At 50.4% G+C, this 11,554-nt stretch carries 11 protein-coding genes and 2 pseudogenes; 3 read left to right on the top strand and 10 right to left on the bottom strand.

Annotation, left to right across the window (positions count from 1 at the left end):
• The 7 genes from QZT94_RS06015 to QZT94_RS05985 form a co-directional block, all read right to left on the bottom strand.
• The coding region (locus tag QZT94_RS06015) for a pitrilysin family protein (RefSeq protein WP_296773280.1) at positions 1-724 on the bottom strand (724 nt) is incomplete at its 3' end.
• Between the two features lie 8 nt (positions 725-732).
• Positions 733-1,212 carry a hypothetical protein gene (locus QZT94_RS06010; RefSeq protein WP_296762021.1) on the bottom strand — a complete coding sequence of 160 codons (480 nt, stop codon included), beginning with the start codon at positions 1,210-1,212 and terminating at the stop codon, positions 733-735.
• A 73-nt stretch (positions 1,213-1,285) separates the two neighbouring features.
• Complete coding sequence (locus QZT94_RS06005) at positions 1,286-3,655, bottom strand: polyribonucleotide nucleotidyltransferase (protein WP_296762023.1); 2,370 nt, start codon at positions 3,653-3,655, stop codon at positions 1,286-1,288.
• A gap of 201 nt (positions 3,656-3,856) precedes the next feature.
• The gene (gene rpsO, locus QZT94_RS06000) at positions 3,857-4,126 is read right to left on the bottom strand and encodes a 30S ribosomal protein S15 (RefSeq protein ID WP_024058511.1); all 270 of its coding nucleotides are present in this window, start codon (positions 4,124-4,126) and stop codon (positions 3,857-3,859) included.
• 521 nt (positions 4,127-4,647) lie between these two features.
• Positions 4,648-5,718: a virulence RhuM family protein gene (locus tag QZT94_RS05995; protein WP_296762027.1), complete on the bottom strand. Its 1,071-nt coding sequence runs from the start codon at positions 5,716-5,718 to the stop codon at positions 4,648-4,650.
• 190 nt (positions 5,719-5,908) lie between these two features.
• Positions 5,909-8,125, bottom strand: a complete 2,217-nt coding sequence (locus tag QZT94_RS05990; RefSeq protein ID WP_270625163.1) for a S8 family peptidase — start codon at positions 8,123-8,125, stop codon at positions 5,909-5,911.
• The gene (locus tag QZT94_RS05985; protein WP_270625161.1) at positions 8,118-9,170 is read right to left on the bottom strand and encodes an ATP-binding protein; all 1,053 of its coding nucleotides are present in this window, start codon (positions 9,168-9,170) and stop codon (positions 8,118-8,120) included. The genes QZT94_RS05990 and QZT94_RS05985 overlap by 8 nt, the downstream gene beginning before the upstream one ends.
• Positions 9,171-9,412: 242 nt before the next feature.
• On the opposite strand from QZT94_RS05985, the gene QZT94_RS05980 reads away from it, so the two are divergent.
• Positions 9,413-10,132 carry a hypothetical protein gene (locus QZT94_RS05980; RefSeq protein WP_296762031.1) on the top strand — a complete coding sequence of 240 codons (720 nt, stop codon included), beginning with the start codon at positions 9,413-9,415 and terminating at the stop codon, positions 10,130-10,132.
• On the opposite strand, the gene QZT94_RS05975 is transcribed toward QZT94_RS05980, so the two are convergent.
• Both QZT94_RS05975 and QZT94_RS05970 read right to left on the bottom strand, forming a co-directional pair.
• The gene (locus tag QZT94_RS05975; protein ID WP_296762033.1) at positions 10,121-10,288 is read right to left on the bottom strand and encodes a hypothetical protein; all 168 of its coding nucleotides are present in this window, start codon (positions 10,286-10,288) and stop codon (positions 10,121-10,123) included. The genes QZT94_RS05980 and QZT94_RS05975 overlap by 12 nt on opposite strands.
• Positions 10,288-10,485 (bottom strand): AbrB/MazE/SpoVT family DNA-binding domain-containing protein, encoded by a 198-nt coding sequence (locus QZT94_RS05970; protein WP_296762039.1) that lies wholly within the window; start codon positions 10,483-10,485, stop codon positions 10,288-10,290. Before QZT94_RS05970 ends, QZT94_RS05975 begins: the two co-directional genes overlap by 1 nt.
• Before the next feature lie 173 nt (positions 10,486-10,658).
• Here QZT94_RS05970 and QZT94_RS05965 point away from each other — a divergent pair, with 173 nt between their 5' ends.
• Both QZT94_RS05965 and QZT94_RS05960 read left to right on the top strand, forming a co-directional pair.
• Positions 10,659-10,958: a type II toxin-antitoxin system RelB/DinJ family antitoxin gene (locus tag QZT94_RS05965; RefSeq protein ID WP_296762035.1), complete on the top strand. Its 300-nt coding sequence runs from the start codon at positions 10,659-10,661 to the stop codon at positions 10,956-10,958.
• A gap of 32 nt (positions 10,959-10,990) precedes the next feature.
• A pseudogene (locus tag QZT94_RS05960) lies at positions 10,991-11,251 on the top strand (type II toxin-antitoxin system mRNA interferase toxin, RelE/StbE family); the annotation flags it as partial.
• 94 nt (positions 11,252-11,345) lie between these two features.
• Here QZT94_RS05960 and QZT94_RS05955 read toward each other — a convergent pair.
• A pseudogene (locus QZT94_RS05955) lies at positions 11,346-11,554 on the bottom strand (IS481 family transposase); the annotation flags it as partial.

The raw sequence follows: 11,554 nt of genomic DNA, 5'->3' as shown, positions 1-11,554 counted from the left end.
CCTTACCGCTATCAAGTTCCCAACCGTTTTTTGCAGCTGCTGTCATTATCAGTTCTGCCAAATAGTCATGGCTGATGTCACCGGCGGCAGCAACCACCAAATGTTGAGGTTGATACCAGCGTTGATGGTGTGATTTCACTGCCTCTAAGGGGGTAGCAGCTACGGTGCTTGCCGTACCTCCAACTGGTCTACCAAGAGGAGAATCCCCATATAACTGGCTTAAGAATTCTTCGTAGCAAACATCTTGGGGATCATCTTGCGACATGGCCAGTTCGTCCAGGATAACCGCGCGTTCTAGGTCGAAATCTGCCTGTGCCAAGGCTGGGCGCGCTAGCATTTCGGTGAGCACTTCCACCGCCATTGGCAGGTCGCGGGAGAGTACCCGGCAATAATAGTGGGTGGATTCTTTGGCGGTGGCAGCGTTTAGTTCTCCCCCTACGGCATCAAAGGAACGGGAGATTTCCTTCGCGCTGCGGGTGGCAGAGCCTTTGAACAGTAAGTGTTCAAGATAGTGGGTAGAGCCTAGATGTTCCTCACCTTCGTCACGAGAACCTGCCGGAATCCAAAATCCGAGGACGACCGAGGGCGAGGCAGGAACCTGTTGGGTAATCAAGCGGATGCCGCCGGGAAGTATCGACCGCTCAATTAAAGTGCCGTTCTCTTTAATGCTGATGCGAGGACAATCAGCATTGAGGGGAAGTTCAAAATCGTTAATCTCAGGCATATTATTTTCTATTTCCCTCTTGATTTTTTGGGCTTAAAACTGCCGTTTTTTCTGGGATTCTTTATAGCTTTAGCGGTTTCATTTTCTTGGTTAGAGCGTTTCTTGGTTGAGATAGTTTTTATCGCTAAAGCACAACCGAATAAGGCGAAAGTAAAAGCCGAGAAAATCGCGAGCGCAACCGATAATAATTCAGCTTGGGCGCTAGCGGATATGAATGCATAAAGCAGACAAGCCCCAAAACTCAGGACGGAGACGATTAAGGCTCGTCCCCAAAAAGCACGGGCGTCTAATTTAAAAACTAGGCGAATACCAGCCAATATAAATAAAAATATCCAGGAGATTGCCGAGATGATTAGCAGGGAAAAAACAGCAAAAACTGTAGCCAGTCCCTGTTCATCACCGACGGTAACAGAAAATAAGATTAGGCAAATAAACAGGCAAACAAATATCCCTGTCCCTGCAATTACCAAATCAAAAAATCTGCGCACTGTATATCTCTTTCCTGAAAATAAAAGTTGGCGAGGGCGAGATTATCTCGCCCTCGCCAACTGTTCTTAGCGATTATTCGCCGTCATCATCTGATTCTTCACCGCGGCGCTCGTCGCGGCGCTCTTCACGATGATTATTGCGATGCCGGCGGCTACGGTTACGAGAACGACGAGGACGCTCTTCGCCCTCTGCGTTCTTGGCAGCCTGTTTGGCTTCGTTTTCAGCTAACGCGGCCTCTTGCTCTTCACTCAATACCGATACCAGCGATAGCTTGCCCCGTTCATCGATTTCTTCGATCTCTACCTGAACTTGGTCGCCAACGCCCAGTACGTCCTCTACCTGGTTGATGCGTTTGCCCCCTACCAGGCGACGAATCTGAGAAATATGCAGCAGACCGTCCTTGCCGGGGGTCAGGGAAATGAAAGCTCCGAAGGAGGTGGTCTTAACCACGGTTCCTACGAAACGCTCCCCTACCTCAGGCATTTGCGGGTTAGCGATTGCATTCACGGCGGCCCGGGCTGCTTCGGCCGATTCGGCATCGGAGGAGGAAATATAGACAGTGCCGTCATCTTCGATAGTGACTTCCGCGCCGGTGTCCTCTTGAATTTGGTTAATCATCTTGCCCTTGGGGCCGATGACCTCGCCAATCTTGTCTACCGGCACCTGGACGGTGATGATGCGCGGAGCATAGGGGCTCATTTCGTCCGGTTCTGGAATCGCCTGTTCAATCAGGTTCAAGATTTCCAGGCGGGCTTCCTTAGCCTGAGCTAGCGCACCTTTCAGCACGTCAGAGGGGATACCGTCCAGCTTAGTGTCCAGCTGTAGGGCAGTAATAAAGTCCCGAGTACCGGTGACCTTGAAGTCCATATCCCCAAAGCCGTCCTCGGCTCCCAAAATATCGGTGAGGGTCATGTACTTGGTGGTACCGTCCTCGTTCGGCTCGCTCATTAGCCCCATGGCAATCCCGGCCACCGGAGCCTTTAGCGGCACGCCCGCATTCAGTAGCGAAATCGTGGAGGCGCAAGCCGAACCCATAGAGGAGGAGCCGTTCGAGCCCATTACTTCGGATACCTGGCGGATAGCGTAAGGGAATTCCTCCTTGGAGGGAAGTACCGGCTCTAACGCCATTTCCGCGAGGTGACCGTGCCCGATTTCGCGGCGCTTGGGGCTGCCCACACGACCGGTTTCACCGGTGCAATAGGGAGGGAAGTTGTATTGATGCATATAGCGCTTGCGGGTAACCGGGCTGAGGTTATCGAGCTGCTGTTCCATCCGCAGCATATTCAGGGTGGTTACCCCCAGCACCTGGGTTTCGCCGCGACGGAAAATCGCGGATCCGTGCAGGCGGGGCAGCACTCCGGCGCGCGCATAGAGTGAGCGAATCTGGTTGGGCTGGCGCCCATCCATCCGCACGCCCTCGTTTAGGGTGCGGGTACGGATTAGTTCTTTTTCGAGGGCGCGGAAAGCGGCTTTGAGCTCCTTCTCGCCCTCGGGGAAACGCTCTTCCAGGTCGGAAAGCATTTGGTCTTTGATTTCATCAACCCGGTTTTGCCGTTCGAGTTTCTCGGCGATCTGTACGGCCTGGTCAAGCTGTTCGCGGCAGTTTTCGGAAACCGCATCCCAGTGTTCGTCCTCGAAGTCTTTAAACAGCGGGAACTCTAGGGTTTCTTTCTGGCACTTGGCCGCTACTTGCGCTTGCGCGCGGCACAGTTCCTTAATGAAAGGTTTAGCGGCTTCCAGACCGGCAGCTACTACATCTTCAGTAGGAGCGGTCTGTCCCTGCTGAATAAGCTCCCAGGTACCTTCGCCACCGCCGGCCTCTACCATCATAATGGCCACGTCTTCGCCGCCATCAGCGGTTTGAATAACCCGTCCGGCAACCACCATGTTGAAAGTGGAACGCTCGATTTCGCTGTAACGCGGGAAAGCTACCCACTGTCCATCGATTAGGGATAGCCGGGTGCCGCCGATCGGCCCGGAGAAGGGCAGACCGGAAATCTGGGTAGACATACTGGCGGCGTTAATGGCTAGCACATCGTAGGCATCATCTGGGTGTACGGTCAATACCGTAGCTACCACCTGTACTTCGTTACGCAGCCCTTTTACGAATGAGGGGCGCAACGGACGGTCGATTTGGCGAGCAGCAAGAATCGCTTCCGTGCCGGGGCGTCCTTCCCGCCGGAAGAAGTTTCCGGGGATACGTCCCGCCGCGTATTGGCGTTCTTCCACGTCAACGGTGAGCGGGAAGAAATCAAACTGGTCGCGCGGGTTCTTACCTACCGTAGTGGCAGATAGAACTGTAGTTTCATCATCCAGGTATGCCAGTGCACTGCCGGCAGCCTGCTGGGCGAGTAGGCCAGTTTCGAAGCGCACGGTGCGCTGCCCGAAACGACCGTTATCGATGATTGCCTCGGAGGCAATCACTTCTGGATCGTCCATCATTTTCTTTTATTTACTCCTTGTATTCCATCTTCTAGGGCCAATGCCCTTCTGAGAGCTATCACCTTGTGATGGGCGGTCAACGATCGAGACCCACGGAGAAAGGCGACTAGAAACTGCTGCGCCTGATCCGGAGGCCACCACCGAAGACCGAAACCGGGGTGATAGCAATTCGGCCCGGCGTTAACCGGGCCGATTAGCAAACTATTTACGCAGACCTAAACGAGCAATCAGAGAACGGTAACGTTCAATATCAATGTCTTTTAGGTAACCGAGTAGGCGACGACGCTGCCCTACCAGCAGCATTAAGCCGCGGCGGGAGTGGTGGTCGTGCGCATGAGTTTTGAAGTGTTCAGTTAAATCTTTGATCCGCTTGGATAGTAGCGCGATTTGCACCTCAGGCGAACCCGTATCACCGGGATGGGTCGCGTATTCTTCCATGATTTTGGCTTTTTCTTCTTTACTCAGTGCCACTGGGTTCTCCTTTACTTCTACTTGTTGCACGGAGCTCCGGGGCAGTTTCACCCGGGCATGACGCATCCGTGGCCGGCTTGTAACGGCTTTACCAGCCTAACATCACCGCAGCTGGCTATCCTATTTTGGCGCTGGTGAACTAGGACACGCGCAGCGCAGGGGTAAGCGCGAGGGCGAGGGCGAGGGCGAGGGCGAGGGGCTGGTGCGGATTACGCGCGGGGTCTTGAACTTATCTAATTCTCTATTTCGGGGCTGGCTCGGTAAAAGCACTCCGGGGCCCCGTGACCTGCTACGCAGGTCAAGCCCCGTTCGTATCTTTTACCGGCCGCGCCCCCTAGTCGCACTGAGCTACCTTCTCAGCGCGGAGTCTTGGTTTTTCCTCCCGCCCAAGAATTCGGAAAAAGACCGCAGGCATTTTCCGAATTCTTATGCCCACCGCGCCTACTCGGATAAACCAATCCCCCGCACTCTGCGGCACGCCCTAACATGCGCGGAAGGCATATCTTAGTTCGGCGATTATTTCATCTGGTTTCGCCATCATAGTCTCCCGTCTCCAAGGCTTGGGCAGCGAACTTGTCGAAATCTGACTGATATTCCTTGTCTTGGATCACCCGATATTTTTCCAGTTCTTCTTTGGCTACCTGGTCGGCTATTTTCTTGGAGATTTTCCCGGCGTTGTCTAGGAGTTCGCGACTATCAAGGGTGAGTACTTGGTTCAGAAATTCTTCCCATTCTTCCATGGTGGTGGGAATATGCCGCTTGGCACGCGATTCTGCCAGGTTTAGATAGGCTTCAACGATTCGCCCTAAATCAGCCAATTCGTCTTTCGTGAGGTAGTTCTTGGCTACGGTAACATCGCTGGCTAAGACTTTCCCGTCCGGAGAGTTCTTCCAAGTCGTTAATCCCATGTGGGGTTTTGTGGAATTAGCTCGCTGGGCAATCAACTCTGCGGCGGTATGACCATGCACCGCGTAATGCAGTTTGTTTTGAACGGCAGCGAAGAACGTTTTAGTGGTAGGGGCGTTGGGGTTGTAGTCCACTGCGGTGGCATAGATGTCGGTTATTTTTTGGTAAAAACGGCGCTCCGAGAGACGAATCTCGCGTACTTCTTGGAGTAGTTCCTCGAAATAGTCGTGTCCCAGTATCTTCCCCGATTCCATACGGTCGCGGTCGATAATATAGCCACGCAAAGTGAAATCGCGAAGAACAGCGGTTGCCCACTGCCGGAACTGGGTAGCGCGAATAGAATTTACGCGGTAGCCAACGGAAATAATCGCGTCTAAGTTGTAGTGCATCGTGAGGTAGGACTTGCCATCGCTAGCAGTTATCCGGAATTTCCAGATAACTGATTTTTTCTCCAACTCCCCAGATATAAAAATATTTCGCAGATGTTCGCTCACTGTCCGCACATCCACGTCAAACAGCTGTGCCATCAGCTTTTGCGTCAGCCAAATCGTGCCATCCTCATAGCGCACTTCAACACCCGCGCCGGGCTGAGCGGTGAAAACCAGGAGCTGACCGGAATCATGCTTAACCATTGTCCGAGAAGTGGTTTTCCCGAGGCTCTTTTCAGCTTTACTATTCTCCGTCATACCGTTTCTCTAGTATTTCTCTGATTGAGGGTTTCCAATTGCAGACCGTCGCAAAGGCGCAAACTGTTACTTCTGAGTCCGATCCGACTGTTTGCGCCGCGCGATTCTCGCCCTCTCCCGCTAACCCCAAAGAATTGTTTCCGATAGCAAGGTGAGTCCCGGTGGCACATTTTTCCTGTAAAGATAAAAGCTATTCTTTAAAATTTATCTCCACCTCGGCGGCATTGTAGATATCCAAGCGGTTTTGGATATCCACCTTGTTCACAATCCAGCCACGCAGCGAACACTTTTGAATGAACTCATCTATACGGTTCACACCATCCATTTCCCGCAAAGTAACCACTATCCCAAACCGCAAATTTCCATAGGGGGCGCTAGCAGGCTTATCCCACCGGGTGGTCTTGCGGATTTTCAACCCCCACATCTGCGTCTCGTATGCTTTCCTACCGCGCTGACCATTACGAAAATCTTCACCGATATGTTTGACGTTATCCCACTTGCGGTAGCTATTACGCGCCGTAGCCTCAGTAGTGTAATCATCATTTTCACCCTGACGGTTATTGTTAAGCGCTATCAACCTACCCTTGTCATCAATACGCCCAAAGTGTAAATCCAATTCAGTACTGGTATAGTCCACGCCTTGACGGCGGTCACACGGGGGAAAATAGCACAAGGTGGCACGGGCAATATACGGGTGCTTGCTGTTTACGACCGGCACTGGAATACCAAAGTTATAAGTCTCGTAGGAATCAGCAATCCCAGTCAAGACAAATTTAATTTCATCATCTTTAGACTGAACCACGTCCTCTATACGAATGGGAACCTGACCGTACCCTCGTTTAGAATCTTCGTGATGTTTCCATCTCGCAGCCGCGTCAATTATCAGTGCTTTGGCTACTTCGCGGTTAAATCCCATTATCTGCATCAAATACGCCATTTTCCGTGTTACCCACGGTGCCGCAAAAGAAGTTCCCTGTACCCAAGAACCCCCGCTTCCTGCATAGACATACATGAGACCACCGCTGTCTCCACCAACTGCGCAAACGTCAGGTTTTTTGAAAAATTCCAAGACTGGACCACTTCGAGAATAACTAGCAGTTTCACCCGAAAATGAGGTTGCATTTACAACTAAGGAATTTATGGAATCAGCAGGAGCCCCAATTTTCTGCTGCTTGTCATGGGTTTGATTAGTACCTGCCACCACAAAAACAATGTCATCAAAGCGAGACTGCAATTCGTCCAAAATAGCGCCCTCGGGAGACACGAAGTTACGCGCAATCTCTCGCACAGAACCCTGGGAAATGTTCCATACTTTAATGTCACGGTTCTGTTCCACGATTCTTGTCACATGCTTCATGAATGCAAACGAATCCGAGCGCGACCCGGTAGCGACCCCGAAGTGCCGTACCCGGAAACGACCACAACCATCGTCCAGCTTCGGCATGAGACTTGGACCATCGACAATAAGCGACGTAACTTTTGTCCCGTGAGCATAATCCTCCGGTCGTATTTCAATTTCAGGGGGAATCCGATTTATTGACTCCACCCAATCGGAAAAATATACGTTTTCATCAAATGGGGTATCAATCACTCCGATAATGGGTTCATTACCCGCTTTAGGTATATCCAAAGGATTGATACCCGCCTCATCAAACTCTTCGGGGGTTAACTTGGAGATATCGGAAATCGCCATCGATACCAGGAAGGGATATTTCCCTATCAATACACTGTATTGCTCCGGGCTCAACCGGAGAGCGCTTCCCAACACTTGGTCAGGGGTGAGTCTTAAACCCAAATCTTTTAGAAAATTGTAAACATCGTCGTACCCGGTATCGTAAATATTCACAACTACCCAGCCGTCAATTGCCTCCTGCTGAGCACGTATACCGAACCGCTCAGCGAAATAAGCATCCCGGATTACCTGGAAAAAGCTGCTCTTCGGCAGTTTATAAATCCACTTATTTTTGGAAGTCTTTTTTATTTGCTCCAACATTTCATAATCGATACTGCCACCGTATTTATCAACAATTGCTGCGCAACCATCTAAAACATCGATGGAATCATCAACTATGCTTTCGCTGACACAATAGGTAATCACATGGTGGGTGTTACCCAAATCCCCCTCGAAGCGGGATCCCACAATGAAATTACTAGCCCCAGAGCTACCTCTGCCGAGTAGGCGGCGAATCCGGTTACTTTTAGCTGTTACTTTCTTATAGTAAACGCTGATTAAGAGATCGAAGGGTATCTGCTTGTTCTGCCAATACTCCTTTATTTCCACCAGCTGTTGCCGCAAATCTAACAGGTGTTTGGCAGTAACTTCCCCATTCTTGGGCAGTTGGGGCGAACCGGGCCGCCCAGCAGCTTTGGTTTGGAACTGACCTTTAAGCTGAAGCAGGTTATTCACCACGCACCTCCCTTAGTTCCCGAGAAATAGTTGTCTTCGGCACCTGCGAGAGCACTTCGATCTCTCGCAAGGTGAAACCCTGCTGACTCAGTTCTGCATAATTCTTAATAGATTTCCCCGGACAGACCTGGGAATAGAGACGACGCAGATAATCGTAAAGATCACCGGGTTTACTGAAGGCAAGCGAAGTTCGCAGCATATTCTCAAGTTCTCCCGGGTAAGGAATCTCCGGCATTTGATTCATGATTTTTCGGAACAAGCGCACATTGCGAGCCACATTTTTGAACTTGTCCAATAATCCGCTCAGCATCACTTCAGATATTTCTAACAGGTCGTCCCTGCTGTACCGACCAAAATCAATAATGGAATCAAATCTTCTGACGAGGGCTTTATCGAGGGCCTCATAAAGATTGGTAGTGGCTATCAATACCACCTGTTCATTTAGAGAGTCGAGTTCCTTTAATAATGCCGAAGTAGCTCTGCCCATTTCCCGAACATCATGGTTATTTACCCGATCAAGTGCCAGGGCATCTATTTCATCGAACAAGACCACTGCCTTATCGGGGTGTCTCATATCGTTTATTTCCGCGAAAAGACGACCTATATTCTTACCTGTTTGTCCAAGTTTGCTGTCAATAACCGCGTTAAAATCCACCAGATAAAGCTCACGTTTAGTTATTCTGGCGATTTGGCGAGATGTCTGAGTTTTCCCGGTGCCCGGAGGACCTTGGAATAAAAACTTGTTTACCCCAATATTGTGGGAGATGGCATTGCATACACCGGTCACATCCATGGCTATAGCTTCTGGGAGAGGCAACGGCGTTGAAGCAGACTCAAAGCGACGGAGAAAATCTCCCCCGTCCTCCCCTAAAGCTTGTGGAACTAACGCGTTAGCATCCGAAATAAGCGCCATAATATATGCTGCTAGCTCCGTGTCACCGGCAGCTTCAAAGTCACGAGCGATTTCTGAGACTTCGGAGCGGAAAGCAGATTCATTTTTATCTTCGTGATACCTGATTAGATTGATTACATTGCGTTTCTTCAAGACTTCCCCTTTCGTTATACACAAGCATAGGCACATTTTGGGACAAATACAAGTAATTTGGGACAAGATTTCAAGTATTCACAAAAAATAGGGCTTCCCTGCTGATAGAAAACGTTAATAGTGATTAAATCGTCCTCGAAAACCCCCGCGCCGTCCAGCCCCCAATGCGCGACAGGTCACTCCCGAGCGCGCCCCGACAAATAAACAACGGAAAAATCCCGAAAATGAGCTAAAGTTAGCTGATGCGTGAAACCCGTGATTTTGATGCCGAGTTTTTGAATAGAGACAGTACACAGAGGGGTCTCCCTCCCGCCAAATACTCCAAACGCCCCGCTGTTGGCACAACTATAACCCTTGGTCTGAGCCTTGCGGTGTTAATCGGTTTCGGTTCAGTCGCAAATGATATGTTCCCGTTTTCGGGAGTATTCATCACGATTATGACGAAGCTAGCCAGTTCCGGGCTAGGGTTTGTCATGATTGCGCTGCTGGTGGGCTGGTTCTCTAAATCCTCGAAAATCGCTGCTAGCGTAGCTTCCGTTTCAATTCTATTTGCGTTAGCAATCTATTACTGTGCAATCCCTGTCTATAACTTGCGTCCAAGTGCCGCAGGCAGCGACATTGCGCAGATTGCCCTAGTCTGGACACTGTTAGGGGTAGGCTGCGGAGTAATCGTTGGCTCAATGGCATTTTTTGCTCATTATGGAACGCTGACTCAACGCTCTATCGCCACCGGCTTCCCCCTCGGTTTGATTTTAGGTCCCGTAGTGGTGGGGTTACTGCAAGGCGTAGACCTGCGCAGCTTAGAAATACTCGCAGTCGTAGCCATCACGGGTTTTATTCCCGTTGTTGGCCTGCTGGCATCACTGCGACGCACAAAACCAAGGCTGCTTTTTCTCTCAGCGCTAGCGGGGATTATTTTCTCCGGAGGGCTATTTTTAGTGGTGTACGCTTTATACTACTGACACATTACCGACAACTACGCACATTAAGACACCAATCCTTACCTCAGACCAGTTAGCCGCGCCAACCACGCCTTGCCCCAGTACCTGCTCTACCCGCTGCCATCCGGGTTCTTCTTGCAAGAAAGCCAGGAGAGCAGAAGCATCTAAAACAAACATTAGAAAGATTCTTTCTGAGCGGCGCTGCGGCGCTCCGCCAGCAGTTCCTCCACCAGGCTGCCGGCTCCAATTTGTTTCCTTATTAGCTGTTTAGCTTGCTTTTGAGTCATAGTAATAACCCCGTTTGGGGTATCTAGCATCAACAGTTGGGTGCCTGGTTCCCACTTTTGGCTACGGCGTAGCGCCGAAGGGATCACCAAACGCCCTCTTCTCCCCCAGAGGCTGCATAGGAGGCATTCATATTACGACTGTGCACCTAAGCCATCTTAGAGAAACCACGAACTCAAGTACACAGAAGTATTCACTAAACGCCCCAATTGAAGTACAATATGAGTATATTGTACTTCTACTGGACTATAGGGTGATTGTTATGACCACTTCCACTGCTACCAGAATTAACTTCCGAACAGACACAGAAACCAAACAGTCTGCCGAGAAGCTTTTCGATGCCCTGGGGCTTGATATGACAACAGCACTCAATATGTTCTTAAAGCAGGCAGTACGGGATCAGGCGCTGCCGATTCGTCCCGCCCTCACCTATGTCCCCAATGCGAAGACAACTCGCGCGCTAGCACACGCACAAAGGGTTATCGAGGGTAAAGATTCAGAAGATGGGGCAGTTTTTGAGGACGCAAACCAGGCAATAGAATTTCTGGACTCCCTAGCATGAAAATTATTTTTGACCGCTAATTCCAAACTGACTATAAGCAAATAGTTCGCCATCATCCCCACATCAAAGACGAAATACGCGAGCTAATCTACACTGTTGAGGAAATCGGGGAGATACCACCTACCTACAACCCTCATAAGCTAACCAACCCAAGGGGAACCTACACCGGCTATTGGGGTCTACATTTACAAGAAGGCGCGTTTGACGTGGTGATGGTCTATCATCAGCTGCGGAAAAACCAGACAATCAGGTTCATCCGCATAGGTTCTCATAGGCAGCTGTTCCAGGTGTGATGTCCCGCGACATATGTCCGCATATGTCGCGGGATTTTTTGGGTTTTTGGGGTGGTTGTTTCGTGTCATATGTCCTTTTTGGGTTTGGGGTGTTTCAGGACATTTGTCCGTTTTTTGGTTGGTAGGTTTTGTTGGGGGTGATGGTGTGTTCGGCGATGATTTCCCCGGTGTTTTTGTTGATGATTATGGTGTGGGGTCCGTGTATTAGGGCCATTACGGGGTTGTTTTTGTGGGAGCGTCCGATGCCTAGGTGGGTGAGTTTTCCGTGGTATCTGAGGGTTATGGTGCCGCTTTGGTCTACGG

The organism is Varibaculum sp. (assembly GCF_008661855.1).
GTDB classification, from domain to species: domain Bacteria; phylum Actinomycetota; class Actinomycetes; order Actinomycetales; family Actinomycetaceae; genus Varibaculum; species Varibaculum timonense_A.
The sequence above is the reverse complement of the archived record's forward strand: the minus strand, read 5'-3'. Positions and strand labels throughout refer to the sequence as shown.

Excerpts from the sequence above, each read along its gene's own strand:
- QZT94_RS06005 (WP_296762023.1), bottom strand. The coding sequence starts at position 3,655 with ATGATGGACGATCCAGAAGTGATTGCCTCCGAGGCAATCATCGATAAC.
- QZT94_RS05995 (WP_296762027.1), bottom strand. The coding sequence starts at position 5,718 with ATGACGGAGAATAGTAAAGCTGAAAAGAGCCTCGGGAAAACCACTTCT.
- QZT94_RS05980 (WP_296762031.1), top strand. The coding sequence starts at position 9,413 with ATGCGTGAAACCCGTGATTTTGATGCCGAGTTTTTGAATAGAGACAGT.
- QZT94_RS05975 (WP_296762033.1), bottom strand. The coding sequence starts at position 10,288 with ATGTTTGTTTTAGATGCTTCTGCTCTCCTGGCTTTCTTGCAAGAAGAA.
- QZT94_RS05965 (WP_296762035.1), top strand. The coding sequence starts at position 10,659 with ATGACCACTTCCACTGCTACCAGAATTAACTTCCGAACAGACACAGAA.